This is a genomic window from Agromyces ramosus, assembly GCF_030817175.1.
GTDB lineage: Bacteria > Actinomycetota > Actinomycetes > Actinomycetales > Microbacteriaceae > Agromyces > Agromyces ramosus_A.
Map to the genome: position 1 here is coordinate 688,090 of NZ_JAUSYY010000001.1, position 25,769 is coordinate 713,858.

The 25,769-nt window shown below is 71.3% G+C and carries 25 protein-coding genes and 1 tRNA gene; 10 read left to right on the top strand and 16 right to left on the bottom strand.

Features of this window, described 5'->3' with window-relative positions:
- Positions 1-780: a phosphate ABC transporter ATP-binding protein PstB gene (gene pstB / locus QFZ26_RS03335; protein WP_307039242.1), complete on the top strand. Its 780-nt coding sequence runs from the start codon at positions 1-3 to the stop codon at positions 778-780.
- Here the strand turns inward: pstB and QFZ26_RS03340 are convergent, their stop codons facing one another.
- The 3 genes from QFZ26_RS03340 to QFZ26_RS03350 form a co-directional block, all read right to left on the bottom strand.
- The gene (locus QFZ26_RS03340) at positions 781-1,668 is read right to left on the bottom strand and encodes an aminodeoxychorismate lyase (RefSeq protein WP_307039244.1); all 888 of its coding nucleotides are present in this window, start codon (positions 1,666-1,668) and stop codon (positions 781-783) included.
- 151 nt (positions 1,669-1,819) lie between these two features.
- Complete coding sequence (locus tag QFZ26_RS03345; protein ID WP_307039246.1) at positions 1,820-2,548, bottom strand: response regulator transcription factor; 729 nt, start codon at positions 2,546-2,548, stop codon at positions 1,820-1,822.
- Positions 2,541-3,869 carry a sensor histidine kinase gene (locus QFZ26_RS03350; protein ID WP_307039248.1) on the bottom strand — a complete coding sequence of 443 codons (1,329 nt, stop codon included), beginning with the start codon at positions 3,867-3,869 and terminating at the stop codon, positions 2,541-2,543. Before QFZ26_RS03350 ends, QFZ26_RS03345 begins: the two co-directional genes overlap by 8 nt.
- A 141-nt stretch (positions 3,870-4,010) precedes the next feature.
- On the opposite strand from QFZ26_RS03350, the gene QFZ26_RS03355 reads away from it, so the two are divergent.
- On the top strand, positions 4,011-5,171 hold the full coding sequence (locus tag QFZ26_RS03355) for a hypothetical protein (protein ID WP_307039250.1): 1,161 nt from the start codon (positions 4,011-4,013) through the stop codon (positions 5,169-5,171).
- A 4-nt stretch (positions 5,172-5,175) separates the two neighbouring features.
- Here QFZ26_RS03355 and QFZ26_RS03360 read toward each other — a convergent pair whose 3' ends face one another.
- Positions 5,176-5,814, bottom strand: a complete 639-nt coding sequence (locus QFZ26_RS03360; protein WP_307039252.1) for a DNA-directed RNA polymerase subunit beta — start codon at positions 5,812-5,814, stop codon at positions 5,176-5,178.
- Positions 5,815-5,927: 113 nt separating this feature from the next.
- Here QFZ26_RS03360 and QFZ26_RS03365 point away from each other — a divergent pair.
- A tRNA-Lys gene (locus tag QFZ26_RS03365) sits at positions 5,928-6,000 on the top strand.
- 335 nt (positions 6,001-6,335) lie between these two features.
- Here QFZ26_RS03365 and QFZ26_RS03370 read toward each other — a convergent pair.
- The 4 genes from QFZ26_RS03370 to QFZ26_RS03385 form a co-directional block, all read right to left on the bottom strand.
- Complete coding sequence (locus QFZ26_RS03370; RefSeq protein WP_307039254.1) at positions 6,336-7,376, bottom strand: LLM class F420-dependent oxidoreductase; 1,041 nt, start codon at positions 7,374-7,376, stop codon at positions 6,336-6,338.
- 100 nt (positions 7,377-7,476) lie between these two features.
- The gene (locus QFZ26_RS03375; protein WP_307039256.1) at positions 7,477-8,313 is read right to left on the bottom strand and encodes an anti-sigma factor; all 837 of its coding nucleotides are present in this window, start codon (positions 8,311-8,313) and stop codon (positions 7,477-7,479) included.
- On the bottom strand, positions 8,310-8,906 hold the full coding sequence (sigK, locus tag QFZ26_RS03380; RefSeq protein ID WP_307039258.1) for an ECF RNA polymerase sigma factor SigK: 597 nt from the start codon (positions 8,904-8,906) through the stop codon (positions 8,310-8,312). The genes QFZ26_RS03375 and sigK overlap by 4 nt, the downstream gene beginning before the upstream one ends.
- Before the next feature lie 65 nt (positions 8,907-8,971).
- Positions 8,972-10,684, bottom strand: coding sequence for a cytochrome c biogenesis protein CcdA (locus QFZ26_RS03385; protein WP_307039260.1), 1,713 nt, complete (start codon positions 10,682-10,684; stop codon positions 8,972-8,974).
- A gap of 175 nt (positions 10,685-10,859) precedes the next feature.
- Here QFZ26_RS03385 and QFZ26_RS03390 point away from each other — a divergent pair, with 175 nt between their 5' ends.
- On the top strand, positions 10,860-11,525 hold the full coding sequence (locus QFZ26_RS03390; RefSeq protein ID WP_307039262.1) for a fasciclin domain-containing protein: 666 nt from the start codon (positions 10,860-10,862) through the stop codon (positions 11,523-11,525).
- A 7-nt stretch (positions 11,526-11,532) separates the two neighbouring features.
- Positions 11,533-12,849, top strand: coding sequence for a MarP family serine protease (locus QFZ26_RS03395; protein ID WP_307039264.1), 1,317 nt, complete (start codon positions 11,533-11,535; stop codon positions 12,847-12,849).
- 36 nt (positions 12,850-12,885) lie between these two features.
- Here QFZ26_RS03395 and QFZ26_RS03400 read toward each other — a convergent pair whose 3' ends face one another.
- A complete protein-coding gene (locus QFZ26_RS03400) occupies positions 12,886-13,818 on the bottom strand; it encodes an aldose 1-epimerase family protein (RefSeq protein ID WP_307039266.1) in 933 nt (310 codons plus the stop codon).
- A complete protein-coding gene (locus QFZ26_RS03405; RefSeq protein ID WP_307039268.1) occupies positions 13,815-14,654 on the bottom strand; it encodes a DeoR/GlpR family DNA-binding transcription regulator in 840 nt (279 codons plus the stop codon). The genes QFZ26_RS03400 and QFZ26_RS03405 overlap by 4 nt, the downstream gene beginning before the upstream one ends.
- 92 nt (positions 14,655-14,746) lie before the next feature.
- On the opposite strand from QFZ26_RS03405, the gene galT reads away from it, so the two are divergent.
- Both galT and galK read left to right on the top strand, forming a co-directional pair.
- Positions 14,747-15,898 carry a galactose-1-phosphate uridylyltransferase gene (gene galT, locus QFZ26_RS03410; protein WP_307044907.1) on the top strand — a complete coding sequence of 384 codons (1,152 nt, stop codon included), beginning with the start codon at positions 14,747-14,749 and terminating at the stop codon, positions 15,896-15,898.
- The gene (galK, locus tag QFZ26_RS03415; RefSeq protein ID WP_307039269.1) at positions 15,895-17,052 is read left to right on the top strand and encodes a galactokinase; all 1,158 of its coding nucleotides are present in this window, start codon (positions 15,895-15,897) and stop codon (positions 17,050-17,052) included. Before galT ends, galK begins: the two co-directional genes overlap by 4 nt.
- 13 nt (positions 17,053-17,065) lie before the next feature.
- Here galK and QFZ26_RS03420 read toward each other — a convergent pair whose 3' ends face one another.
- From QFZ26_RS03420 to QFZ26_RS03430, 3 genes are all read right to left on the bottom strand, one after another.
- Positions 17,066-17,695, bottom strand: a complete 630-nt coding sequence (locus QFZ26_RS03420) for a helix-turn-helix domain-containing protein (protein WP_307039271.1) — start codon at positions 17,693-17,695, stop codon at positions 17,066-17,068.
- A gap of 157 nt (positions 17,696-17,852) precedes the next feature.
- The gene (locus tag QFZ26_RS03425; RefSeq protein WP_307039273.1) at positions 17,853-18,425 is read right to left on the bottom strand and encodes a GNAT family N-acetyltransferase; all 573 of its coding nucleotides are present in this window, start codon (positions 18,423-18,425) and stop codon (positions 17,853-17,855) included.
- Positions 18,422-18,916: a YbaK/EbsC family protein gene (locus tag QFZ26_RS03430; RefSeq protein WP_307039274.1), complete on the bottom strand. Its 495-nt coding sequence runs from the start codon at positions 18,914-18,916 to the stop codon at positions 18,422-18,424. The genes QFZ26_RS03425 and QFZ26_RS03430 overlap by 4 nt, the downstream gene beginning before the upstream one ends.
- Positions 18,917-18,978: 62 nt before the next feature.
- On the opposite strand from QFZ26_RS03430, the gene QFZ26_RS03435 reads away from it, so the two are divergent.
- Positions 18,979-20,286, top strand: a complete 1,308-nt coding sequence (locus tag QFZ26_RS03435) for an APC family permease (protein ID WP_307039277.1) — start codon at positions 18,979-18,981, stop codon at positions 20,284-20,286.
- Positions 20,287-20,295: 9 nt separating this feature from the next.
- Positions 20,296-20,832, top strand: coding sequence for a gamma carbonic anhydrase family protein (locus tag QFZ26_RS03440; protein ID WP_307039279.1), 537 nt, complete (start codon positions 20,296-20,298; stop codon positions 20,830-20,832).
- 43 nt (positions 20,833-20,875) lie between these two features.
- Here QFZ26_RS03440 and QFZ26_RS03445 read toward each other — a convergent pair whose 3' ends face one another.
- From QFZ26_RS03445 to QFZ26_RS03455, 3 genes are read right to left on the bottom strand one after another with little or no spacing between them, the layout of a single operon-like run.
- Positions 20,876-22,180 (bottom strand): DUF6716 putative glycosyltransferase, encoded by a 1,305-nt coding sequence (locus QFZ26_RS03445; protein ID WP_307039281.1) that lies wholly within the window; start codon positions 22,178-22,180, stop codon positions 20,876-20,878.
- Positions 22,177-23,055, bottom strand: a complete 879-nt coding sequence (locus QFZ26_RS03450) for an N-acetylneuraminate synthase family protein (RefSeq protein ID WP_307039283.1) — start codon at positions 23,053-23,055, stop codon at positions 22,177-22,179. Before QFZ26_RS03450 ends, QFZ26_RS03445 begins: the two co-directional genes overlap by 4 nt.
- Positions 23,052-24,431 (bottom strand): acylneuraminate cytidylyltransferase, encoded by a 1,380-nt coding sequence (locus tag QFZ26_RS03455; RefSeq protein WP_307039285.1) that lies wholly within the window; start codon positions 24,429-24,431, stop codon positions 23,052-23,054. The genes QFZ26_RS03450 and QFZ26_RS03455 overlap by 4 nt, the downstream gene beginning before the upstream one ends.
- A 217-nt stretch (positions 24,432-24,648) precedes the next feature.
- Between QFZ26_RS03455 and QFZ26_RS03460 the strand changes: the two genes are divergently transcribed.
- Complete coding sequence (locus tag QFZ26_RS03460; protein ID WP_307039287.1) at positions 24,649-25,731, top strand: type I restriction enzyme HsdR N-terminal domain-containing protein; 1,083 nt, start codon at positions 24,649-24,651, stop codon at positions 25,729-25,731.
- Positions 25,732-25,769: the final 38 nt, after the last annotated feature.

Sequence of the window (25,769 nt, forward strand, 5' to 3'; positions counted from 1 at the left end):
GTGTCCAAGCGCATCGAAGTCCGTGACCTCAACGTCTACTACAGCAAGTTCCTTGCCGTGGCCGACGTGAGCCTCGAGATCGAGCCCCGCAGCGTCACCGCGTTCATCGGCCCGTCGGGCTGCGGAAAGTCCACGTTCCTCCGCACCCTGAACCGCATGCACGAGGTGATTCCCGGTGCCCGTGTCGAGGGCGAGGTGCTCATCGACGGCAACAACCTCTACGACCCCGAGGTCGACCCGGTGCTCGTGCGACGCCAGGTCGGCATGGTGTTCCAGCGACCCAACCCGTTCCCGACGATGTCGATCAAGGAGAACGTGCTCGCGGGCGTCAAGCTCAACAACAAGCGCATCTCGAAGTCCGATGCCGACGAGCTCGCGGAGAAGTCGCTGCGCGGCGCGAACCTCTGGAACGAGGTGAAGGACCGCCTCGACCGCCCCGGCTCCAGCCTCTCGGGCGGCCAGCAGCAGCGACTGTGCATCGCACGCGCGATCGCCGTCTCCCCCGAGGTGATCCTCATGGACGAGCCGTGCTCGGCGCTCGACCCGATCTCGACCCTTGCCATCGAGGACCTCATCGAGGAGCTCAAGCAGGACTACACGATCGTCATCGTCACGCACAACATGCAGCAGGCGTCTCGCGTGTCCGACCGCACCGCCTTCTTCAACATCGCGGGGACCGGCAAGCCCGGCAACCTCATCGAGTACGACGACACGACGACGATCTTCTCGAACCCCTCGGTCAAGGCGACGGAGGACTACGTCTCGGGCCGCTTCGGCTGATCAGTCGCGCGGGCTCAGCAGGTAGGCGTTGAGCTCGCGGGTCTCGTCGGCGTCGTAGGGCACGGATGTCCCGTCGACGTCGGTGATGCCGGCGGCGAGGCGCACGCTCGAGACGAGCCACGCGGCATCCGCCGTCGTGAGCTCTTCGACGGCGATGTCGCGGTACTCGGTGCGCCCGCCTGCCGCCTCGACGTGCTCGAACAGGCTCTGCTGGGTGGTGCCGTGCAGGATGGCGCCCGAGGGCGCCGGCGTCGCGTAGACGCCGCCGCGTCGGATGATGACGCTCGACGTCGGCCCTTCCATGACGTAGCCGTCGCTCGTGACGAAGATCGTGTCGTCGGCGCCGCGGCGTTTCGCCTCGCGGAGCGCCGCCATGTTCACGGCGTAGCTCAGCGTCTTCGCGCCGAGCAACAGCCATGGGGCTCGTTCGGCGGTGCCGCGGGCGTACCCGCGATCGAGGGTGACGACCCGGATGCCGTGCTCGCGCGCGGCGGTGAAGTCGGCCGCCGCCGAGGCGTGCAGCCACGCGGTCGGGGCGGGGCCGTGCTCGACGCCCCGGCTCAGCACGAGCTTCAGCGCGTACTCCCCCGTCGCCGGGAGCGACCCGACCGCGCGGGCGATGGCGGCCTCCCACTGCGGCAGGTTCGGCTCGGGCAGCTCGCAGATGCGGGCGGAGTTGCGGAGGCGCTCGAGATGCGCCCTGGCCTCCTGCGCGTGGCCGTCGACGACGCCGATCGTCTCGAAGATGCCGTCGCCGCGCTGGGTCGACAGCTCGCCGACGCGGAGCGCGGGTGCCGAGGCATCGACCTCGCGGAACGTCGCGTCGAGATCGGCGCCGACCTCACCGGAGGGCAGCGGTTGGATGAGGAGCGTGACGGTCGGGGCCATGCTCCGATGCTACGCGGATGCCGCGAGCCGCCGCATACGCGGAGAGGCCTCGGGGCAGATGAGAGGCCGGCCGCAGAACGCCTCTCGGCGCGAGGCCGCTCGGAGCGGCGAATATTGGAGCCCGGGGTTACTGCGGCCGGCCACGTCAATTCTAAACGAGGCTCGGGGGTGGTTCATTCCCGCGCGACGAATCGGACTCGCGCCCACCCTTCGGCCCGGCGAGCCCGTGTTCGAAACCCCAGATCACGACGTGGACGCGATCAGGAAGCGCGAGCTTGCTGAGAATCGACTTGAGGTGCGTCTTCACGGTGTTGCCGGTGAGGTGGAGGCGCGCGGCGATCACGTCGTTCGACGCGCCGGTCAGCAGTGCCATGAGCACGTCGCGCTCGCGAGGGGTGAATCGGGCGAGCAGCGCGTCGTGGTCGGGCGGTTCGGGTGCCCGTGCCACGAAGTCGATGAGGCTCGCGGTGGCGCGCGGCGCGACGACCGCATCGCCCACGTGCACTGCGCGGATGGCCGCGGCGAGCTCCTCGCTCGAGGCGTCCTTCGTGAGGAATCCGCTTGCGCCGGCGCGAATCGCCGCGAACACGTATTCGTCGAGGTCGTACGTCGTGAGCACGAGCACGCGGGTGCCCGGATGCGCCGCGACGAGCCGCTCGGTCGCGGCGATGCCGTCGAGGCGCGGCATCCGGATGTCCATCAGCACCACGTCGACGCGGCGGGCGCGCAGCGACTCGAGGAGCTCTGCACCGTCGGATGCCTCGAGCACGAGGTCGAGGTCGTCGTGCGCCTCGATCATCGCGCTCACGGCTGAGCGGATGAGCTCCTGATCGTCGGCGACGGCGACCCGGATCCGCGGGTCGCCGGTGCGGTCAGTCATGCGCGACCGCCTCGGGATCGGGGAACGTCGCCCTGACCTGCCAACCCCCGTGCGGGCCCGCCCCGCTCTCGAAGTGCCCGCCGGCCTGCTCGACCCGGTCGCGCATGCCCCGGATGCCGCGGCCCGGAGCGACTGGCGACGGGCTCGTCTGCCCCGCGGGAAGCGCACCGTCGTCGACGACGGTGACCACGAGCCCGTCAGTCGTCCAGGCCAGCCGCACCTCGCTCGTCGTGGGCGGCGCCGTGTGCTTCAGCGTGTTCGTCAGGGACTCCTGCACCACGCGGTAGACGGTGAGCGCGGTGCCCGGGCTGACCGGGCGGGGAACGCCCGTCTCGGTGAGCACCGCGGCTCGTCCGAGAGCAGCCGAGCGCTCGACGAGTGCCGCCAGCTCGGCGAAGCCGGGGCTGGGTTCGCGTGGTTCGGGGCTCGCGGCGTCCGCAGCGGCAGCGCCCGCACGGGCCGGCGGTTCGGCGAGCACCGCGAGGAGCCCGCGCATGTCGGTCATCGCCGTGCGACCGGTCGACACCACGTGCTCGATCGCCGTGCGCGCGCGGGTCTCATCACGGTCGAGCAGCACTCGTGAGGCCTCGGCCTGGGCGACCATCACGGCGAGCGAGTGGGAGATGACGTCGTGCAACTCCCGGCCGATGCGCCGGCGCTCATCGGCCACGGCCGCGCGCTCCCCCTGCAGCCTGAGCTCGGCGGACTGCCGGCGCCCCAGCTCTTGAGCGGCCCGCTTCCTGCGCGATTCCCGACGGTAGCGTCCGAGTGCCCACGCCGCGGCGATCGAGGCGACGAGGAAGCCGCCGAGGGAGATGAGCGCCCGGGCCTCGGGGACCGGGCCGTGCGCGATGGCGACCGCGGTGATGAGCGCGGCGCCGAGCAGTCCGAGCACGATGGACGGGACATCCGCCCACGGGTCGTCGCTCGCGGCTGCCGTGAAGACGAAGACGAGGTAGGCGGCGCTGCTCGGCAGCAGCACCGCGATCGAGGACGTGCCCGGGAGGCTCGCGACGGTGAGCAGGAGCATCACGGCGGATGCCCCGAACAGCGCGAGGCGCGGCGACCGGCGGCGAACGACCACCGTGAGGTGCAGCACGACGAAGAGGACGATCGTGCCCGCGAGCCAGACGGCATCGGGCGCCTCGCCAGCCTCGCGAACGAGCTCGACGACGGTCACCGGCAGGAGCGCGGCGGCACACGCGGCCGCCCAGACCCAGTCGGCCACCGTCGGCGGCCGGGCTTCCCGGTCGGGCTCGCCGGATGCCGCCACGCCGCGGCCTGCCGACGACGTGGAGCGAGAGTCAGACGATGCACCCATTCCGCGATCCACGCTACCCGGGACGGCACTTGCATATCTCGCCCGTTCGGGTGAGGCAGGTCGCCTCCGGTGCCTGCGACGCTGACGGGGTCGGATCGCATACGGGCGGTCCGGCGGCATCCGGAAGGAATGACGACGCACATGACGTTCACCGCATCATCGACTGCATCGGGCTCGCACCCCATCGGTCCGAGCCGACCACGAGGGCGCCTGGCGCGCACGATCGCCTTCACGGCCGTCGTCGTGTCGGCCGCGACGACGGGCCTCGGGCTCGTCTGGGTGCTGGCCCCGGGACTGAACCCGTTCGCCGACGGCACGATGACGAGCCTCCTGAGCGCCGTGGCCGCGCCGGCCGCGGTCGCCATCGCCGCGCTCGCGCTCGGCGTCGCGGGCGTCGCGCTCGCGGTGCTGCTCCTGCTCGACGCACGAATGCCTCACCGGGCGCTCGTCGGGCTCGGCGCCGCGGCGCTCGCCCTCGCCGTCGGGCTCATCCTGGGGAGCATGGGGACCATCGCCTATGCCGGCTACCTGTTCGGGCTCGCCGCCGTCGTCGCGGGCGTCGCCACGATGGTGGTGACCCTTGTCCGGACCCCCCGACTGGGCCTCCTCCTCCTCGCCGTCCTGCTCGCGGTGCTGGCGGCAGCCGTCTGGCTCGCCGGCCTCACCATCGACGGGGTCACCGAGTTCGCCATCGCATTCGGCGATGCGCTCGCCGCGCATGCGCCGAACATCGCCGTCTCAGCCGTGATCGTCGTCGACGCACTCGTCTGGGCGGCCATTGCGATCTCCGCCCTCCGCGCTGCCTCGGCCGGGCAGCGCTTCGAATCCTGGCTCGTGCGCCATCGTCGAATCCTGACGATCCTGGCGGCGCTCGGTCCGGTGCCGTATGCCGTGGCGCGGGTGAGCTGGCTGACGCCGTGGCCGCTCTTCGGCCCGATGCCCGAGGACCTTCCGCCCAGCCTCCTCGCCACCGGCCTCATGCTCGGTGGGGGCGCCGTCGCAGCGAGCGTGCTCACGCTCGGCCTGATCCTGCCGTGGGGTCGCAGGTTCCCGAGGTGGATGCCCCGCATCGGCGGCCGCTCCGTGCCCGCCGCCGCGGCCGTGGTCCCCGGATCGATCGCGGCGGGAGTGATCTGCATCTCAGCAGCGCCGATGTTCGTGACGACCGTCGGCGGCGCCGATGCACCCGTCGACGCGCTGCTCGTCAACCTCGTGCTCCCGCTCTGGTTCTGGGGGCCGATGCTCGCACTCGCCGTGTGGGCGTATGCGGCCTGGCGGCGCGATGAGGTGCAGCGGGGCTGACGCCTCAGTCGAGGGCGTCGCGGCGCCAGAGCCTCGCACACGACGACAACTCGTCGGCGAGCTCGGTGAGCCGCAGCGCCCGGGTCGTGAGCGCGGCCGGTCGATCGGGTTGCACGGCATCGGCGGCATCCGCGTCGTCGGCGTGGCTCGCGAACCCCGTCGCCGCGACCCGGGCGAACGCAGCGGCTCGGTCGAGGGCGACCGCGAAATCACCCGTGAACAGCCCGTGGAGGATGCGGTCGGCGAGCTCGCGCACCTCATCGGGTCCGGCCGGGACGGGTGCCCCGGCGACGACCGGGTCGATCGTGTGCGACAACTCGGAGCCGCGCTGGAACGCGAGGCTGAGGCCCTGGGGATCCTGCCGGATGAGCGTGCGCAACAGGTACACGCGCCAGAGCGCGCCGGGAAGGCTCTTCGCCGATGCCTGGGACCAGAGCTCGGCGATCGCATCGATGCCGTGCTCGTCGGTGTACGACACCAGTCGGGCGACGACCTCGGGATCGGGATCGTCGCGCACGCGGGCGAGGAGCGCCGCGGCGGTGTCGTGCGCGACGCGACTGATGCGCGCCGGGTCCTCGCCGCCGAGGAATCCCTCGAACATGCCTGGCGGGAATCGCGTGGGGCGGTGGAAGTCTGAAGCCATCGCGCACACCTTACCCGCCTTCGCTCCGAGCCGTCGACGACGACGCCGCGATGGATGAGCCGACGCCGAAGCAGGCGACCACGCCGTGCGGGGTCAGGCTATTCTGGTTCAGCGGGCCTCTAGCTCAGTTGGCAGAGCAGCGGACTTTTAATCCGCGGGTCGTCGGTTCGAGCCCGACGGGGCCCACCGTCGCGACGGCCGTTCCGGCTGTTTCCCGTCCATCTGCGCATGCGGGTGCGAGGGCACGCCGCGGCGCCTCCACGCACGAGGCGCATCGGCGCCGGGCACCGCCCGGCGGGCGTTCGAGCTACAGGGCGGCCTGTTCGAACGTTCCCGCCACAGCGGCTCCTCCCCAGTTGTCCCCTTCCCGCACAACCTCGTACGGGTGCCTCTCACGCTAGACCTGCGAACGTGGTCGCGCCAGAGAAGTCCCCCCGTACTGGGGACACCGCGCGCCGCCGTCGGACCGCCGGTCGAGGGCGACCCCGACGTACGGGTGAACGGATGCCGCGACGCTCCGCTCAGCCGACGAGGGCGCGGAAGCCGGACATCAGCGCCACCCGCTCGGCGGAGGAGCGCGCGAGCGGCGTGACCGTGAGCGTGGTCACACCCGCCGCCGCGAAGGCCGCGACCCGCTCGGCGACATACGACGCGGGGCCGATGAGCGACACCGCGCGCACGAGCTCGTCGGGAACGGCGGCGATCGCCTCGTCCTTGCGCCCCGCGAGGTACAGGTCCTGGATGCGTGCCGCCTCGGCGGCGAACCCGTAGCTCGCGATGAGGTCGTTGTAGAAGTTCTTGCCCCGCGCACCCATGCCGCCGATGTAGAGCGCGAGGTTGGGCTTCACGAGTGACAGCACCTGCTCGGGGTGGTCGGTGATCGCGAGCGCGGGGCTCGCGAAGACGTCGAGTTCGCCGAGCTCGGGCGAACGGCGCGCCCGCCCGGCGGCGAGCGCCTCGCCCCAGACCTCGGCCGCCCGCTCAGGGTGGAAGAACATCGGGAGCCAGCCGTCGGCGATCTCGGCGGTCTGCTCGACCGACTTCTGGCCCAGTGAAGCGATCGTGATGGGGATGCGCTCGCGCACCGGGTGGTTGATGAGCTTCAGCGGTTTGCCGAGCCCCGTTCCCTCGCCCTCGGGCAGCGGGATCTTGTAGTGGCGGCCCTCGTGCACGACCGGCTCGCGTCGCCAGGTCATGCGGCAGATGTCGACGATCTCGCGCGTGCGGCCGAGCGGCGCGTCGTAGCGCACGCCGTGGAAGCCCTCGATGACCTGCGGGCCGGATGCCCCGATGCCGAGCTCGAACCGGCCGTCGGAGACGTAGTCGAGGCCTGCTGCCGTCATCGCGGTGAGTGTGGGGGTGCGTGTGTAGAGCTGCAGGATGCCGGAGGCGAGCGCGATCGTCGAGGTGCGCGCTGCGAGGAAGCCGAGCTGGCTCACCGCGTCGAACGAGTACGCCTCGGGCACGGCGATGAGGTCGACGCCCGCCGCTTCGAGCTCGGCGACCTCGTCGGCCGCCTCGCGGAAGCCGCCCGCGTAGTTCAGGAACATGCCGACGCGCATCCGTCACTCCTCGTCGTGTGTGGCGCCCGGCCGGTCGCCCGGAGCACTCAGACCCTAACGGAATCGCTGGCCCGTCGCGTCATGCGTTGTGGGTGGTCGACTACGTCTCGATGACCACGATCGGTTCGGTGGTGGGTTGTGGCGAACCGCCGGCGGGCTCGACCGTCACTCCGACGGCGACGCCCGGCGCGAACCGCCCGTCGAGCACCCGCCAGGTCTCCTCGCCCTGCACGTCGAAGGTCCCCGCGGAGGTCGCCCCGGAGTCGTCGAGGTACCAGAGCTCGTAGGTCGAGTCGTCGCCGACATCGGGCAGCCCCTCGACGACCACGGCCGAACGGCCCTCGTCGGCCGACCAGTACAGGGTGACCTCACCCCCGTCGGGCACCTCGTGGGTCGTGGTCTGCACGTCGGGCGCCGCGGCGATCGCCGCCATCTCACGCTGCGCCCCCCAGCCGTTGGGCCCCGGCCAGTTGGCGCCGACGATCGCCCCGGCGATGAGCAGGATGGCGGCCGCCGCTCCGGCCAGGATCGCGGCCGGTCGCTGGAACCAGCGCCGCTGGGCGGCGTGCTCGGCGGGGCCGGGTGCCGGTTGCCGTGCGGGCTCGGGCGCCGGCGGAGCGGAGGACGGGGCATCCGTCGACTGCTGCGGGAGTTCGTCGAGCCGCGACATCAGCCGATGCCTCATGGCCGGCGGGGGTTCGACCGGCTCGGCGAGCGCCGCGAGCAGGGCGGCCGTCTCGGCGTAGCGGTCGGCCTCGTCGCGCAGCTCGGGCGACTCGTCGACGGCCCGCTCGTAGGCGGCGCGCTCGTCGTCGTCGACGGCATCGAGGGCGTACGCTGCCGCCAGCCCGCGGAACGCCTCGAGGGAATCGAGCTCAGCCTCGCGCCCGTCGTCGCGACCGGCCCGCTCGTCATCGTGCTGGTTGCGTTCGGTCATGTCGTCACCCCCAATGCGGTTCGCAATCGGATCATCCCGTCGCGCAAGCGTGTCTTCACGGTGCCGAGTGGCACCTCGAGCCGGTCGGAGATCTCGCGCTGGGTCAGCCCGCCGTAGTAGGCGAGCGAGACGCACTCGCGCTGCAACTCGCTGAGCTCGCCGAGTGCGCCCTGCACCCGTTCGTGCTCGACCCGCACCTCGACGGCCTCGGCGACGGTGTCGACCGGCACGTCGAGGTCGCGTGCGCCGATGCGGAGGTCTCGTTCGCGTGCGGCCTGCGACGCGCGGATGCGGTCGACCGCCCGCCGATGGGCGAGGGTGAACATCCAGGTGAGCGCACTGCCGCGAGCCAGGTCGAAGCGCGGGGCGGTCTGCCAGATCTCGAGATACACGTCTTGCGTCACCTCCTCGGCCTGCGCGGGGTCGACCACGAGGCGTCGCACGAGACCGAAGACCCGAGCGGCGGTCGCGTCGTAGAGGGCGCCGAATGCGGCCCGGTCACCGGTGCCGACCTGCGCGAGGAGCTCCTCGGCGGTCGGACCGGGAATGGGCGCCGTGCCCTCACCGCCGCCGTCAGCCACGTATTCCAGCATGGCAGATCGGATGCCGCCCGTCGCCCGGGTTGCGGTGGCGTGAGACTGGGGTATGAGCACACGGGTCATCCGAACGTGAAGGAGTAGGCGTCGACGCCGGTCGACACGGTGACGGTGATGGTTCCGGATGCCGCGGCATCCGTCTTCACGAGCTCGTACGACCGCGGCACCCCGGCGACCGCGATGACGCGCGCGTCGCGCCCGTCGTCGACGGTGACCGTTCCGGTGCCGCCGAGGACCATGCGCACTTCGCTCGCCGTGTAGTCGAGGCGGACGCGCGCGGGGCCGTCGGCCGGGGTGACCGATTGGGTGTCGAGTGCCCAGTCGCCATCGAGGGCGAAGGCGTCACCCGGCAGCTCGTCGGGGAACTGGAACCCGGTCGTGGCCCGCCGATACGGCTCGTCGCCGCCGAAATTCACCTGCTTCGTGGTGCCGAGGAAGCTCTCGCGTGTCGTTGAATCGGCGTCGGGGGTGTCATCGAGCTGGTCGGTGACCGGCGGCAGGGAGACCCCCGGATCGGCGTCCTCGAGCAGCTCGCGGATCAGCTGCTCGGTCTCGGCGTAGTTGCCCTCGCCGAATGAGATGTGCCGCACGGTGCCCTCGGCGTCGATGAGGTAGTGCGCGGGCCAGTACCGGTTGCGGTAGTTCGTCCAGGTCGCGAGCGAGTTGTCGAGGCCGACCGGGTGGTCGATGCCGAACGCCGTGATGCCCGCCTCGACGTTGCGCGGTTCCTTCTCGAAGGCGTACTCGGGCGAGTGGATGCCGATGACGCGCAGGCCGGCGTCGCGGTAGGCGTCGTCCCACGCCACGACGTGCGGCACCGAGCGCTGGCAGTTGATGCACGAGTAGGCCCAGAAGTCGACGAGCACGACCTCGCCCCGGAGTTCGGCGAGGTCGACCGCGGCGCCGCCGTCGGTGTTGAACCACTGCTGGATGCCCCTGAGCGACGGTGCGGTGCCGCAGGACTCCAGCTCGGCCGCCCCGTTCGTGCAGTTGTCGAGCTCGGCGTTCTCCTCGTTCACGAGGCCGCCGAGGTCGAGGGCGCGGGTGATCTCCTCGGAATCGGCCAGGTCCTGCTGGATCGCGCTCGTGTAGTCGGGCACGAGACGCTGGAGGAGCTGCGGCAGGTTGAACACGAGGCCGACGGCGAGCGCGATCATCACGACGCCGCCGGTGATGCGAATCGCCTTCTGGTGCTTGCGGAAGGTCTTGACCCGCTCGGCGACCCGGCGCCCGGCGAGCGCGAAGATGAGGAGCGGCAGCGCCGCACCCACCGCGAACGACACGGTGAGCACGACCGTCTCGACGCCGATGCGGCCGGTCGATCCCGCGACCGTGATGGCGGCGAGCACCGGCCCCGCGCACGGCACGTACACGGCGCCGAGGGCGAGGCCGAGCGGGAAGCCGCCCTGCTCGGTGCCGACGTTCTTGCGCGGGATCCACGAGAACGGCTTCTCGAGCAGCTCCTCGAACCGCGGCACGATGAGGCCGACGCCGATGAGCACGAGCACGACGATGCCCGCCCAGCGGAGCACGTCCTGCGGCAGCCCCAGGACCGCGAGGAGGAGCGAGCCGACCAGCGTGAACACGCTGAAGCTCACCACGAGTCCCGCGATCACGAGGCACGGGCGCCAACGGCCCGCCTGCGGGGCATCCGTCGTCCCTCTCGCGCTCTGCGCGCCGCCCGAGAGGAAGATCACGGGCAGCACGGGCAGGATGCACGGCGAGATGCCGGTGATGAGGCCTCCGAGGAGGCCGATGAGGGCGAGGGTGATCACGGGGTCCTGCTTTCTCGGGTCAGCGGTGGTTCGCAGCGGCGCGCCGATCCGATTGGTCGGATGCCCCGGAGAGACGGAACGCGTCGGATCTCGCCCCGTCCAATCCGATCGGCGCACCGCGCCGAACCCCTCGCATCGGCCCCGCTCCGAGGGCCTTCCACGAAGGAGTCCACCGATGCGATCAACGTCACACAGCACTCGCGCCGCCCTCGCCGCGTTCTCGATCACGGCCGTCGCCGTGCTCGGCCTCGCCGGCTGCGCCATGGGCGGCAGCGCCGCCGAGACCGAGGAGCCCACCATGTCCCAGGAGGCCGAGCCCACGGAGGAGGCCACGCAGATGGATCCCGCAGCCGACCTCGTCGGCCCCGGCTGCGCCGCCTACGCGGAGGCGGTGCCCGACGGCCCCGGCTCGGTCGTGGGCATGTCGACCGACCCGGTCGCCGTCGCAGCTTCGAACAACCCGCTCCTGACCACCCTCGTGGCGGCGGTCTCGGGCCAGCTGAATCCCGAGGTCGACCTCGTCGACACGTTGAACGGCGACGAGTTCACCGTCTTCGCCCCCGTCGACGACGCCTTCGCGAAGATCGACGCCGCGACGATCGAAGCCCTGAAGACCGACACGGCGACGCTCTCGAGCATCCTCACGTACCACGTGGTGCCCGGCCAGCTCTCGCCCGACGAGGTCATCGGGACCCTGACGACCGTGCAGGGCGGCACGGTCGAGGTCACCGGCTCGGGTGACGCGCTCATGGTGAACGATGCCGCAGTCATCTGCGGTGGCGTCCACACCGCGAACGCCACCGTGTACCTCATCGACACGGTGCTGATGCCCGCCATGTAGTTCCGGAATGGCCGCGTCGTTCGCCGACGCGGCCATTCGTGTGCCCGGACGCCCCGGACCGTTCGCGAGCGCGCCTTCAGGAGACTCGAAGTCGGATGCCGCAGGCTGGAAGCCCGCGACCTCGACCCGAACGAACGGAGCAACCATGGGCTGGAGCCTGGTGCTCGACGTGCTGCTCGTGCTCCTCTTCATCGGCGCCATCGTCAACGGGTGGCGCGCGGGCCTGCTCGGCACCGCCGCAGGGCTCGTGGGGCTCGTCGCGGCCGGCATCGCCGCGTTCTTCGTGATGCCGTGGATCGCAGGGGTCATGCCTGCGCCGGAATGGCGCGCGCCCGCGGCGATCCTCGTGGCGCTCGTGCTGCTCTCGCTCGGCGCATGGCTCGGAGCGGTCGTGGGCCGGGCCCTGCGCCACGGCGCCCGGGCCGTGAAGCTCGGAGTGCTCGACCGCGTCCTGGGCGCGATCGGCAACCTGATCGTCACGGCGTTCGTGGTGGCGCTCGTCGCCTCGGGCGTCTCCGCCATGGGCGTGCCGGTGCTCTCGCCGGCCGTGACCGGCTCACGGGTGCTGCAGGCCCTCGACCAGCTCACGCCCGCACCCGCGCGAACGCTGCTCGCCCAGATCCGCACGGCCGCGCTCGGCGAGGCGATCCCCTGGCTCGTCGAGGTGCTCGATGCGCCCGTCGAGAGCCCGCAACTGCCGGGCAACGTGCTCGACGACGCCGTGCTCGCCCGTGCCGCGGCATCCGTCGTGCGCGTCACCGGCAACGCCTTCGAGTGCGGCAGCAATCTCTCGGGCAGCGGCTTCGTCGTCGCGCCCGACCGCATCGTCACGAACGCGCACGTCGTGGCCGGGGTCGATGCGCCGATCGTCGAGGCCCCGGGCCAGCCCGCGGTCGAGGGACGCGTCGTCGCGTTCGACCCCGAGAACGATCTGGCCCTCATCGCGGTGTCCGGGCTCGCGACGCCGCCGCTGGCGCTCGCGGATGCCGCGGCCGGCGCTGACGCGGCGGTCGCCGGCTACCCGTTCGGCGGCCCGCTCGAGGTGCGCCCGGCGCGCGTCATGTCGGTCGGCCCGCTCACCATCATCGAAGGCGGCGTGCGGTCGACCCGCGAGGTGATGACCCTTGCCGCCGACGTCGACCACGGCAACTCCGGCGGACCGGTGATCACCGGCGACGGCTCGGTCGGCGGGGTCGTGTTCGCGAAGTCGGAGTCGACCGAGAACGTGGGCTTCGCCGTGACGGTCGACACGCTCTCGCCGCTCGCGGCCGACGCGTCCGACCTCAGCGAGCCGGTCGACTCGGGCGCGTGCGTGGCACGCTGACGCCCTCGCCGCGTGGCTGCCTGGTCGTCTGGCCGTCTATTCGGCGGTGAACCCGGCGAAGCGGATGCCCCAGCTCAGCTGCCATCCCTCGCCCGGGTCGAGCCACTTCAGCCCGCGACCGGAGTTGAACGCCTCGGCCGGCGCCGTCATCGGCTCGACGGCGATCGCGACATCGCCGTCTTCGCCGGGGAACTCGCGCGTGGTGAACACCTGCACGTACTCGAACTCGTCGTCGGCCCAGATCGAGACGCTGCGGCCGTCGGGCGCGGTGAGCGAGTGCAGCACCTGGCCGCCTTCGCTCGCGACCTCGCCGAACGCGTCGTCGAGCTCGAGGTCGCCGACGCGCTGGCCCTCGCGGAAGTCCCACTCGCTGCCGTCGACGGGAACCTCGCCGGTGGGCAGCAGCCGCTCGTCGACCTCGATGTGGCTCGCGGCGTCGAGGCGGAGCACGAGGTCGGCCGTGGGCACGCCGCCGATCTTCAGGTACGGGTGGGAGCCGAGCGCGACGGGGGCCGCTTCGGCACCGAGGTTCTCGACGAAGTGCGTCACCTTGAGCCCGTCGGCGACGAGCTCGTAGTGCACGGCGGTGCCGAGCAGGAACGGGTAGCCGAGCTGCGGGTAGATGGTCGCGGCGAGGGTGACGGAGTCGCGTTCGCGGGCGATCGGCTTGTACTCGGTGTAGCGGAGGAGGCCGTGGATGGCGTTCGTGCGCGCCGGCTCGGTGATCGCGAGCTGGTGCTCGACGCCGTCGTGGCTCCAGCGGCCGTCGCGGATGCGGTTCGGCCACGGGGCGAGCACGATGCCCGCGCCCATGGGCGGCGTGCGGTCTTCGGCGTAGCTCGGCACGAGGTCGATGCCGTTGATGCTGAGTGAGCGGATGCCGGCTGCGACGGCGGTGACCGTCGCGCGGACCTCGCCGCTCGCGGTCGACGTCTCGAGGGCGAACTGCTCGCCCGTGGGAAGGGTCATGGATCCACTCTAGGGTCTCGTGCGGCGAGCACCGTGAGCCCCGACTGCTCGAGCTCGGCGACGAGGGCGTGCGGCGCCGAGGCATCCGTCACCAGCACGTCGAATGCGTCGATCGGGGCGATGCGTCCGAGATGGACCTCGCCGAGCTTCGAGGCGTCGGCGACGACGATCGTGCGGGCCGCCGCGCGGAGCATGAGCGCCTTCACGGCGGCTTCGGGGAGGTTCGCGTTCGTGACGCCGTGCACGGGGTCGACGCCGTTGCACCCGATGAACGCGAGGTCGACGTGCACCTCGTCGAGCATGGAGCCCGCGAGCGGGTGCACGAGCGAGTGCTGCTTCGGACGGAGGGTGCCGCCCGTGACGACGACGGTGAAGCGCGGGATCTCGTCTTCGAGCTCGAGCGCGATCGAGAGGCCGTTCGTGAAGATCGTGAGGTCGTCGAGGTCGGCCCGGGCGCGCAGCGCCCGGGCGATCTGGAGGGTCGTGGTGCCGACGTCGAGGATGACGCTCTGGCCGCTGCGCACGAGGGCCGCGGCGTGCTCGCCGATCAGGCGCTTCGGGACGACGGATGCCTCGAGCGCCTCCTCGAAGCTCGGTTCGCGTTCGGGGCGCTCGGCGGCCAGCGACGACGACGCCGGCACCGCCCCGCCGTGCACCCGGCGGATCGCGCCCTGCCGCTCGAGCGCGTCGAGGTCGGCGCGGGCCGTCACGGTCGTGACGCCGAATGCGGCGCTGAGCTCGGCGACGCGCACGAAGCCGCGCTCGGCGACGAGCGCGAGGGCGAGGCTCCGGCGGGCGGGGGCGTCGAGCTGGGCGGCGGGTTGCGGCTCGGACATACCCGGATTGTGCGGCATCCGACGCCGCTTTGCAATACGAAATGCAGTTGTTTGCGAAACGCAAGTCGCGTATCGTGTGCGGGGTGTCCGACCTGAACGCCGCCGCTGCGGCATCCGCCCCCGTCGTCGACCCGCGCATCGCGGTGCGATCATCGCGCCTCGCCGACGGGCGCGAGCTCATCTACTTCGACGACGCCGACACGACGCTGCCCCCCGAGCGCGGCATCGACGAGCGCGCCCTCGACCCGCGGCCCGCCAACGCGCACATGCGGCAGGACCCCCTCACGGGTGAGTGGATCTCGATCGCGGCCGCCAGGCAGAACCGCGTCGTCCTCCCGCCCGCCGACCTCGACCCGCTCGCCCCGCAGCGGCCCGGCAACCCGTCGGAGATCCCGAGCAACTACGACGTCGCCGTCTTCGAGAACCGCTCGCCGTCGTTCGGTCCCGAACTCGCCGCGGCCGATTCTGCGCCAGCCACCGCCCTCGCCGAGCTCCGCCGCGTCGGCCTCGAGCGCACGCTGCCCTCGCTCGGCCGGTGCGAGGTCGTCTGCTTCAGCCCCGAGCACGAGGGCTCGTTCGGCACCCTCAGCGTGTCGCGTGCCCGCACCGTGATCGAGGCGTGGGCGCAGCGCACCGCAGCGCTCTCCGCGCTTCCCGGTGTCGAGGAGGTGTTCCCGTTCGAGAACCGCGGCCGCGAGATCGGCGTGACGCTGCCGCACCCGCACGGACAGATCTACGCCTATCCCTACGTGACGCCGCGCACCGAGCGGCTGCTCGCCTCGGTCGACGCCTATGGGCCGACGCTCTTCGCCGACCTGCTCGACCGCGAGCGCAACGGACCGCGCGTGCTGCTCTCGGGCGAGCACTGGACCGCGTTCGTGCCGTTCGCGGCGCGATGGCCGATCGAGGTGCACGTGCTCCCCCACCGGCACGTGCCCGACTTCGCGGAGACGACCCTCGAGGAGCGCGAGGAGCTCGCCTCGCTCTACCTGCAACTGTTGCGCGGAATCGATCGGCTCTACGACACGCCGACGCCGTACATCGCCGCCTGGCACCAGGCGCCCGTGCACGAGGGACGCGATGACGTGCGGCTCATGCTCCAGCTCACGAGCCCGCGCCGGGCCGCCGACAAGCTGAAGTACCTCGCCGGCTCGGAGGCCGCGATGGGAGCATGGATCGGGGATGTCACGCCCGAGGTCGCGGCCGAGGCGCTGCGCCGGGCCATCGGGGAGGTCGAGGCATGAGCGAGGTCGACGACGCGATGCGGGGGTTCGCCGATTGGTTCGGACGCCGCCCGATCGGCGCATGGTCGGCTCCCGGCCGGGTCAACCTCATCGGCGAGCACACCGACTACAACGACGGGTTCGTGTTCCCGTTCGCGATCGACCACCGCACCGCGGTCGCCCTCGGCGACCGTGATGACCGCGTCATCCGCGTCGCTTCGAGCTTCGCCCCCGAGCCCGTCGAGATCCATCTCGACGAGCTCTCGCCCGACGCCCTCGACGGCTGGTCCGCCTATCCGCTCGGGGTCGCCTGGGCGCTCGGCGAGCTCGGCGCCGACCTCGAGCACGTGCGCGGTGTCGACCTCTACATCGTGAGCACCGTGCCGATCGGCGCCGGGCTGTCGTCGTCGGCGGCGATCGAGTGCTCGGTCGCGCTCGCCCTCGACGAGCACTGGGGGCTCGGCTTCGACCGCCCCACGCTCGCGAAGGTCGGCCAGCTGGCCGAGAACCGCGTCGTCGGCGCGCCGACGGGCATCATGGACCAGTCCGCCTCGCTCCTCGGCGAAGCAGATGCCGGCGTCTTCCTCGACTGCCGGAGCCTCGACGCCGAGGTCATCCCGCTCGGCTTCGCCGCCGACGGGCTCTCCCTCGTCGTCATCGACACGAAGGTCGAGCACGCGCACGCCTCGGGCGGCTATGCCGCTCGGCGCGCTTCGTGCGAGGCCGGCGCGCGGGCGCTCGGCATCGACTCGTTGCGCGACCTGCACCTCGACGACCTCGAGCGGGCCGCGGCGCTGCTCGACGACGAGACGTTCCGGCGGGTGCGCCACGTCGTCACCGAGGACCAGCGCGTGCTCGACACCGTGCGCACGCTGCGCGAGCACGGTCCCGGGGCGATCGGGCCCTTCCTCGACGCCTCGCACGTGTCGATGCGCGACGACTTCGAGATCTCGGTGCCCGAGCTCGACCTCGCGGTCGCGACGGCACAGGCGAACGGCGCGATCGGCGCGCGCATGACGGGCGGCGGGTTCGGCGGCTCGGCCATCGCGCTCGTGATCGACGCGCTCGTGCCGATCGTGACCCGCGAGGTGCTCGCCGCCTTCGCAGAGCGCGGCCACCGCGAACCCGCGATCTTCACCGCGCGCCCGAGCCAGGGCGCCCGCCGCGACGCCTAGCGGGCGCCAGCGGTCAGGGGTCGCATCGGCACGCGCAGTCGTCGATGCAGCCGCGGCCGTCCCAGCACGCGCTGAGGCAGGAGCACTCGACGTCGAGCAGCGTCACGGCCACGTGTCGCGCGTGTCGGAGACGTTCGGCGCGGCGCGCGCGCTCACGCTCGGCGAGCTCACTCACGGTCGGCTGATCCTGGACGCGGTCGGGCCCTCCCGCGTGTCTCTGGCGGTCTCGTGCGGCTCGATGGTGGTACCAGCCGCGCGGACTGGGGCGACCAGTGTGAGGTTTGAGCAGCACCGACGTCGGCGGGTCAGACGGTTCGCGCACGTCGAGATGCGTCGGCATGCGGCGATCGGCGTGATCGCGGAGCACATCCTTCGGGACGGGGATCACCTCCGCTCCGTGCCGATCGAGGACGGCGATGCGCATTCCGGCGAGCGCCAGGATCCGAACCAACAGCGGAAGATCGACGCGACGTTGTGACGACTCGATGCGAGCGACCTGCGATTGGGCGAGGCCCAATGCGCTGCCGAGATCCCGCTGGCTCAGGTCACATGCGCGCCGCACGCGCATGACGATTCCCGGCACATCGATCTCGGCGCCATGGCCTGCATCGAGCCCGCCAGTGTCTACCTGTTCGGCACTCATGTCGTCCGCTCCATTGCCGGAGCCTCGCAGATGGCACTGACATGGCTCCGAGCGACTTCGGGTCCTGCAGACTCCGCCACTGATGCCAAAACAGCATCAGTGGCGGAGTCGGAGGCAGAACGGCGGGACCTGGCCCTCATGGCCGTGTGGCGATGGGTCAGCGGCGCGCGCGCCACTCCTCGGCGAGGATGCCGTAGGTGTAGCCGTCGACCCAACCGAGCTCGGCGTGCCATGAATCGCGCACACCGTGCTGCTCACGTCGCATGCCCAGCTTCTCCATGACCCGCCACGAGGCGGCGTTGTCGGCGAAGCAACCGGCCGTGACCCGGTGAAGACCGAGATCCGTGAAGGCGAGGTCGAGCAGGGCCCCGGCGATATCGGTCGCGTACCCGTTTCCGGCGTGGGCGGGGTCGATGAGGTAGCCGAGGAGCCCTTCAGCCCTGCGCCAGGCATCGCCCTGGAACTGCCCCATGCCGTCGCGCACGTCGAGGGAGCCGGTTCCGATGACGACCCCGTCGAGCACGGCCACCGCTGCGTGCTGGTCGGGGTCCGCGACGCTGTCGAGCCATGCGGTGCGGAATGCCTCGGGGTCGACCGTCGTACGCAGCAGCCAGCGGGTGACCTCGGGCGTGTTGCGCCAGGTGAGCACCTGCTCGAGGTCGTCGCTCGTGGGCGGTCGGAGGATGAGCGGGCCCGCGGGGCGCGGCCAGGCCACGCCGGGCGAAGTCACGCCGAAGCCTCGCGGGACGGCTCGACGGCGCGGGGCGTGCCGCCCGTGATGCGCACGAGCTCGTCGAAGGTGGTCGGGAAGACGGTCTTCGCGTGCCCCGCCGCCGCCCACACGACCGGGTAGTCGGCGAGCTGGACGTCGACGACGGTGCGCACGGGTCGAGGGTGTCCGAGCGGTGCGACGCCGCCGATGACCTGGCCCGTCGCCTCCTTCACGGTCTCCTTCGACGCACGGCGGACGACTCCCCCGAGCTGCTCGCCGAGCCACGCGGTGTCGACACGGTGGGCGCCCGACGTGAGCACGAGGATCGGCTCGTCGTCGATCGTGAACACGAGCGAGTTGGCGATCTGGCCGACCTCGACGCCGAGTGCGTCGGCGGCGAGTTGCGCCGTCGTCACGGCATCGTCGAACCAGACGATCTCGGGGTCGAGTCCGTGCCCGGCGAGGGCATCGATGACGCGGTCGACCGAGGGGTGGGAGAGCGTGGTCATGCACCGATCCTATGATCGGCGGCGACATCCCACGCGTCGTCCGCATGGCGTAGTGTGCCAGCGTGACCGCCGCCGCCCAGCCCGCCCACGATCGTCTCGCCCGGCGCCTCGGACTCGGCGATGCCGTCGCGATCGGGCTCGCCGCGATGATCGGCGCGGGAGTCTTCGCGGTGTGGGCCCCGGCTGCACAGGCGGCCGGCGCCGGGCTCCTCATCGGCTTGGCGATCGCGGCATTCGTCGCGTTCGCGAACGCGAGCTCGTCGGCCCAGCTCGCCGCACGCTACCCCGACTCCGGTGGGGCCTATCGATACGGACGAGAGCGGCTCGGGCCCTGGCCCGGCTTCCTCGCGGGGTGGTCGTTCGTGATCGGCAAGACCGCCAGTTGCGCCGCGATGGCACTCACGGCGGCCGCGTACCTCGTCCCGCCCGAGTGGCAGAAGCCCGTGGCCGTCGTCGCGGTGGTCGCGCTCGTGGGCGTGAACCTCCTCGGCGTGACCCGCACCGCGCGCGTCGGCGCCGTCCTCGTCGCCGGGGTGCTCGTCGTGCTCGCGATCGTCGTCGCGGCGGGCACCGTGTCGGCGACCGCGGGCGAGACGACCCTCCCCGACGCGCTGCAACCGGTGGGCAGTGGCGGCGTGTACGGCATCCTGCAGTCGGCGGCGCTCCTCTTCTTCGCGTTCGCGGGGTACGCGCGAATCGCGACGCTCGGCGAGGAGGTCCGCGAACCGGCGCGAACCATTCCGCGGGCGATCGGCATCTCCCTGCTCGTCGTGATCGTCGTCTACACGGCCGTCGGCCTCGCGACACTCGCCTCCCTCGGGCCACGACTGCTCGCGGCATCCGACGCCCCGCTCGCCGAGGTCGTGGCGAGCGCCGGGTGGCCATGGGCAGAACCCGTCGTGCGCATCGCCGCCGGCGTCGCGGCCCTCGGCGCGCTGCTCGCCCTGCTTGCGGGCATCGGCCGCACGAGCCTGGCGATGGCGCGCGACAGCGAGCTTCCGGCTCCGCTCGCCGCGGTGCATCCGCGATTCAGCGTGCCCTACGTCGCCGAGATCGCCGTGGGCGTCGCCGTCATCGCCCTCGTGCTGTCGGTCGACCTGCGCGGTGCGATCGGGTTCTCCTCGTTCGGCGTGCTGCTCTACTACTTCATCGCGAACGCCGCCGCCGTCACGCAGCCGCGATCCGAGCGGCGCGTGCCCAGGGCGCTGTCGATCGCCGGGGCGATCGGATGCCTCGTGCTCGTCGTCACCCTGCCGCTCTCGTCGATCGTGGCCGGCGTCATCGTGCTCGCGGTGGGTGTGCTGTACCGGCTCGTGGCGCGCGCGGTGCGCTCCCGGCGCGGCGCGGCCGGGCACCGGCCGCCCGCGTAGGCTGGCGCCATGACCGCAGATCCCTCGGCCCGCATCATCACCATCGCCGGCGTGCCGGCCCCCGCGCTCGACGAGAGCGCGTTCGTTGCTGCCGGTGCGGTCATCGTGGGCGACGTCCGCCTCGCCGCGCACTCGAGCGTCTGGTACAACGCGGTGCTGCGCGCGGAGGCCGAGCCCATCGTGCTCGGCGAGGACTCGAACCTGCAGGACACCGTGGTCTGCCACGTCGACGCGGGCTTCCCGCTGACGATCGGTCGCGGGGTCTCAGTCGGACACGGCGCAGTGCTGCACGGCTGCACGGTCGAAGACGACTGCCTCATCGGCATGAGCGCGACGGTGCTGAACGGTGCCGTCATCGGCGCCGGCTCGCTCGTCGCGGCCGGCGCGGTCGTGCTCGAGGGCACCATCGTGCCGCCGGGTTCGCTCGTCGCGGGAGTCCCCGCCAAGGTGCGTCGCGAGCTCACCGAGGCGGAGCGGAGCGGCATCCGGCGCAACGCCGAGCACTACCTCGCGCACGTCGTCGAGCACACCGCACCGGTCGACTGACGCCGCCGGCCCCAGCCTGCCCGGCCAGGCCGCGTGTCGAGGCTCACGCGGCCTCGACGAACTCCGACGCCGTCGACGGCATCAACCAGCGCCGAGCCCGGCGCACGCGCCGCACCACCCACCGCGCCGGCACCGCGACCACCATCGAGAGCGTGCCGGCGGCCGACCGGTCGTGATGGCCGAGCATGCGCTTGCGCTCGAACGCCCGCCGAAGCGCCCCGCCGCGCAGGTTGTATCGACGGGTCGGCAGCGGGATCGGGACCGCAGCTCGCCTCGCGAGGAGCTCGTCGAGCTGCGCGAGCCAGTCGTCATGCTCGCGACCGTGGAAGTAGTTGTCGCCGAGCCAGTCGTCGGCCGGATGCCGCGCCGCCCACGCCGCGACGTCGTCGGCGCCGCCGAACAGGCCGCTGCCCTCGAACACGGTGTTGATGAGCTTCGGCGTGACGCCGAACTCGTCGATCAGGATCGCCGGCACACCCGCGGCGATCGCCTCGAGCACGGCCGTCGAGCTCACCGTCACGATCGCCGCCGCCGTGCGGAGGTGCCCGGCCATGGGACCGTCCTCGACGACGAGGTTCGCCGGCAACGTGCCGCCCAGCTCGGAGCGCACCGCCGGGTCGGCGAGCAGCTCGGCGAAGTCGAACTCCTCGGCATGCGTCTGCGCCTCGCCGCGGCCCGCCCGCACCTTCACGACGACCCGCCGTGAGGGGCGGCGGCATGCGGCATCCGCGAGCCACCCGAGCAGCCGCACCCGTTGGTCGCGCTCGGTCGGGACCTTGGCCTGCGCGGCGAACACGAGGTCGCCGCCGGTCGCCGGATCGGCGAGATCCTGGGCGTGGTCGTGGGCCGGGGCATCCGGCAGGAACGGCAGCGTCGACAGGCCGAACTCCACGGGCACGCCGAGCTGCTCGGCGTTCGCGCGGAACTCGCGCACCTCGCGGTGGCTGTGCAGCACGATGAGGTCGACCTGCTCGCGGTACACGATGGCCTTCGGCTCGGCCGGGATCGTGAGCCCCGGGAACCCGCTCACGAGCACCGGCCGCTGCGGTCGGCGGCCGACGATCGGCGCGACGACGCGCACGAGCGGGCCGCGGAGCGAGAGGAGCACGGCATCGGGACGCGAGTTCGCGAGGTGGGGTTCGAGCTCGTCGAGTTCGAGCGAGCGCGCGTCGTTCGGGGCGAACGCCGACCCCGCGAGCGCGGAACGCAACTGGCGCGCACTCGGCATCGCGGGGTTCGCGAGCACCACGAGTTCGGTCGTCCAGTCACCGGGAAGTCGTGAGGCGAGCGCGGCACCCCACTTCACGTACGAGTCGGTGTCGGCGACGACGAGGAACCGTCGACTCACAGGGCGGGCACCCGCCGCAGCTTCGCACGCGGCGCCTCCTCACCCGGGAAGACGCGCTTCACGCCGTCGCCCATCGCCTCGCCGATGATGCGGATGTCGCGCACGAGGTGCTCGAACCCCTGCGGTTCGAGCGACGCGGCCTGGTCGGAGCCCCACATCGCGCGGTCGAGCGTGATGTGGCGCTCGACGGCGACGGCGCCGAGGCTGACGGCGGCGATCGAGATCTGCAGGCCGCGCTCATGGCCCGAGTACCCGATGGGCACGCCGGGGTACCGCCCGCGCAACGTGTCGATCGTGCGCAGGTTCGCCTCCTCGGGCGGCATCGGGTAGCTCGACGTGGCGTGCATGATCACGAGCCGGTCCGTGCCGAGCGTCTCGACGGCGCGGTCGATCTCGTCGAGCGTCGACATGCCCGTCGAGAGGATCACGGGCTTGCCGGTCGCCGCGATGGCGTCGAGCAGGGCGAGGTCGGTGACCGACGCGGACGCGACCTTGTGCGCCACGACGTCGAGCGCCTCGAGGAACTCGACCGACGGGACATCCCACGGCGAAGCGAACCAGTCGATGCCGGCACGCATCGCGTATGAGGCGATCTCGAGGTACTCGGCCTCGCCGAACTCGACCCGGCGACGGTAGTCGAGGTAGCTCATCGTGCCCCAGGGCGTCTCACGCGGGACGTCGCGCATGTGCTCGGGGGTCGCGATCTCGGGGGTGCGCTTCTGGAACTTCACCGCCTGCGCACCCGACTCGACGGCGACGTCGATGAGGCGCTTCGCGACCCCGACGTCGCCGTTGTGGTTCAGCCCGATCTCGCCGATGACGTAGACCGGGTACTCGTTTCCGACCATCGATCGGCCGATGCGAACTGACGTCATGTGCGTGCTCCTGTGGGGTCGCGGGCGGTCTCGGGAGATATCAGGTCGGCCTCGGCGGTCGCCGTGGCGGCGGCGGCGCGCGCCGCGAGCACGAGATCGGCGAGCTCCCGCACGGCGCCATGACCGCCGGGCCGCTCGAGCACGTGCCGCGCGGCGTCGAGCACGGCGGGAACGGCATCGGCGACCGCGGTCGGCCAGCCGACCTCCGCGAGCGCCGGCAGGTCGCCGTGGTCGTTGCCGAGGTACGCGATGCGATCGAGGCGGATGCCCCGTGCCGCCGCCCACCCTCGGAGCACCGCGCCCTTCTCCGCCACGCCCTGCGCGCACTCGACGCCGAGCTTCTCGGCTCGGCGTCCGACGACGGGGTTCTCCTCGGCCGAGAGGATCAGCATCGGGATGCCGGCCGCCCGCAGCCGCGCGACGCCGTGGCCGTCGCTGCGGCTCACCCGCACCGACTCGCGTCCGAGCTGGTCGACCATGACGGTGTCGTCGGTGTGCACCCCGTCGAAATCGGTCACGACCGCGTCGACGTCGATGAGCGGCGACGGATGTCGCGGCGCGGCGTCGATCTCACGCGCGAGTGCGTTGGCGTGCGCGAGGTCGTCGGCATCGTCGATCTCGATGGCGTAACCGGTGCGCACCCGCTGGACGCCGACCCGGCCGAAGAATCGGTGCCTGGCCTCGACGAAACCGGCCGTGCGCATGACGTAGAACGCGCCGGTCTCGGCGTACTCGGGCTCCCGGTCCTGTCGACGTGGCCGATGCGCCGCGTCGTGGTTCACGCCGACAGCGCTGCCCTCGCCGACATCGTCGCGCCAGAGGAAGACGTGCGTCGGCGTCGCCGAGAACACGACGTCCCGCTCACCGCCGGCCACCGTGGCGATCGCCGTGTCGAGGTCCGCCGGATCGATGAAGGGCGAGGTGGCCTGGATGAACACCGTGATGGCGCTCGACGCATCGATCTCGGACAGCTCGTCGAGCGGTGCCCCCGCACCGCTCGACGGCGTCCCGAGTTCGCCGATCGTCTCGAGCGCGTGCAGCACGGCCGACTCGCTCGTGGCCGTGCTCGTCGCCAGCTCGGCGGGGCGAACGACGATCTCGGCGCCGGCGGCGCGCGCCGCACCCGCGATCGCCTCGTCGTCGGTGGTGACGACGACCCGCCCGATGCGCGCCGCGGCGAGCGCCGCGCGAACCGCCCGCTCGACGAGCGGCACGCCTCCCACGTGCGCGACGTTCTTGCCGCGCAGCCCCTGCGACCCGCCCCGGGCCGGGATGATCGCCGTGGCCCGCGCGGTCGGGGCATCCGTTCGCCCGGCGACGGCGCGACGCACGGGCGGTGCGGCGACAGGGTCTTCGGCGAGCTCGACGTGGGCCATGGCGCGAAGCTACGCGCGGCGTGCGGCCGCTCGGTGAGCGTTCGGTGAACGAACGGCGACCGTCAGGTCGACAGCCGATGCAGCGCGCCTGAGCGGCTCCGCTACCATCCGGAACCCCTGACCCCCGAAGAAGGGGCAGAGGGGCACGTTGCGTTCCCCGCTAACCACCATGCTCCTCTGTAGAGTCACGAGTTGGACCCAAACTGAAAGGCAAAGAATGGACTTTGCGGACTCCCTGACAGCCCTAGCGCAAAAGGTGCGCAATCAGCGCGATGGCATCCTCACTGAGGAGGCGACGAAGAACGCATTCGTCATGCCATTTATCTCCACGGTGCTGGGGTACGACGTATTCGATCCCCTGGAAGTGGTTCCCGAGTTCACAGCTGATGTCGGCATCAAGCGTGGCGAAAAGATCGATTACGCCATCATGCGGGACAGCGAAGTGCAGATGCTGATCGAGTGCAAGAGCTCGACCGCACCGCTCAAGGTCGAGCACGCATCGCAACTCTTCCGCTACTTCGCCGTGACCAACGCGCGCGTCGCCGTTCTCACGAACGGTCAGGTTTACCACTTCTTCACAGACCTCGACGCGCCGAACCGCATGGACGAGAAGCCCTTCCTTGTTCTCGATCTGCTCGATATCGATGAGACCCTCATCGATGAGATCAAGAAGCTGACCAAGGCTGCCTTCGATCTGGACTCCATCATCAGTGCCGCAGGTGAACTGAAGTACATCGGGCAACTCAAGCGCACGATCGCTGAACAGTTCCGTACTCCGAACGACGATTGGACGCGGTTCTTCATTGGCAAGGTCTACGACGGTGCCATCACTCAGAAAGTCCGCGAGCAGTTCACTCCCCTCGTGACGAAGGCTTCCGCCCAGTTCCTCAACGACCAAGTCAATGATCGGCTCAAGGCCGCACTTCGGGGCGGCGGCTACAGCGAGGACGATGAGGCGGCTGTGACAAGCAAAGATGTCGCAGAAGAAGACCTCGATCGCGACACCGAGATCGAGACGACACTTGAAGAGTTGGAGGCCTACCAGATCGTCAAGGCGATCGCCTGCAGCGAGGTCAAGCCCCAACGTGTCACCCAGCGGGACTCCAAGTCGTACTTCGCGATCCTTCTCGATGACAACAATCGAAAGCCCATCGCACGTCTTCACTTCAACTCGAGGAAGCAGAAGTACCTCGGACTCATGGGCGCGGACAAGTCTGAGACTCGGCACCCTATCGGCGGCTCCGACGAGATCTATCAGTTCGCCGGCGAGATTCGCGAAGCGGTGAATCGCTACATGTGACAATTGCGGATGCCGCAGGCCCTGAGCTTGCGGCATCC

Coding starts and splice junctions, on each gene's coding strand:
- QFZ26_RS03340 (WP_307039244.1), bottom strand. CDS start 1,668: ATGGCCCCGACCGTCACGCTCCTCATCCAACCGCTGCCCTCCGGTGAG.
- QFZ26_RS03345 (WP_307039246.1), bottom strand. CDS start 2,548: ATGACTGACCGCACCGGCGACCCGCGGATCCGGGTCGCCGTCGCCGAC.
- QFZ26_RS03350 (WP_307039248.1), bottom strand. CDS start 3,869: ATGGGTGCATCGTCTGACTCTCGCTCCACGTCGTCGGCAGGCCGCGGC.
- QFZ26_RS03355 (WP_307039250.1), top strand. CDS start 4,011: ATGACGTTCACCGCATCATCGACTGCATCGGGCTCGCACCCCATCGGT.
- QFZ26_RS03360 (WP_307039252.1), bottom strand. CDS start 5,814: ATGGCTTCAGACTTCCACCGCCCCACGCGATTCCCGCCAGGCATGTTC.
- QFZ26_RS03370 (WP_307039254.1), bottom strand. CDS start 7,376: ATGCGCGTCGGCATGTTCCTGAACTACGCGGGCGGCTTCCGCGAGGCG.
- QFZ26_RS03375 (WP_307039256.1), bottom strand. CDS start 8,313: ATGACCGAACGCAACCAGCACGATGACGAGCGGGCCGGTCGCGACGAC.
- sigK (WP_307039258.1), bottom strand. CDS start 8,906: ATGCTGGAATACGTGGCTGACGGCGGCGGTGAGGGCACGGCGCCCATT.
- QFZ26_RS03390 (WP_307039262.1), top strand. CDS start 10,860: ATGCGATCAACGTCACACAGCACTCGCGCCGCCCTCGCCGCGTTCTCG.
- QFZ26_RS03395 (WP_307039264.1), top strand. CDS start 11,533: ATGGCCGCGTCGTTCGCCGACGCGGCCATTCGTGTGCCCGGACGCCCC.
- QFZ26_RS03400 (WP_307039266.1), bottom strand. CDS start 13,818: ATGACCCTTCCCACGGGCGAGCAGTTCGCCCTCGAGACGTCGACCGCG.
- QFZ26_RS03405 (WP_307039268.1), bottom strand. CDS start 14,654: ATGTCCGAGCCGCAACCCGCCGCCCAGCTCGACGCCCCCGCCCGCCGG.
- galK (WP_307039269.1), top strand. CDS start 15,895: ATGAGCGAGGTCGACGACGCGATGCGGGGGTTCGCCGATTGGTTCGGA.
- QFZ26_RS03420 (WP_307039271.1), bottom strand. CDS start 17,695: ATGAGTGCCGAACAGGTAGACACTGGCGGGCTCGATGCAGGCCATGGC.
- QFZ26_RS03430 (WP_307039274.1), bottom strand. CDS start 18,916: ATGACCACGCTCTCCCACCCCTCGGTCGACCGCGTCATCGATGCCCTC.
- QFZ26_RS03440 (WP_307039279.1), top strand. CDS start 20,296: ATGACCGCAGATCCCTCGGCCCGCATCATCACCATCGCCGGCGTGCCG.
- QFZ26_RS03450 (WP_307039283.1), bottom strand. CDS start 23,055: ATGACGTCAGTTCGCATCGGCCGATCGATGGTCGGAAACGAGTACCCG.
- QFZ26_RS03455 (WP_307039285.1), bottom strand. CDS start 24,431: ATGGCCCACGTCGAGCTCGCCGAAGACCCTGTCGCCGCACCGCCCGTG.
- QFZ26_RS03460 (WP_307039287.1), top strand. CDS start 24,649: ATGGACTTTGCGGACTCCCTGACAGCCCTAGCGCAAAAGGTGCGCAAT.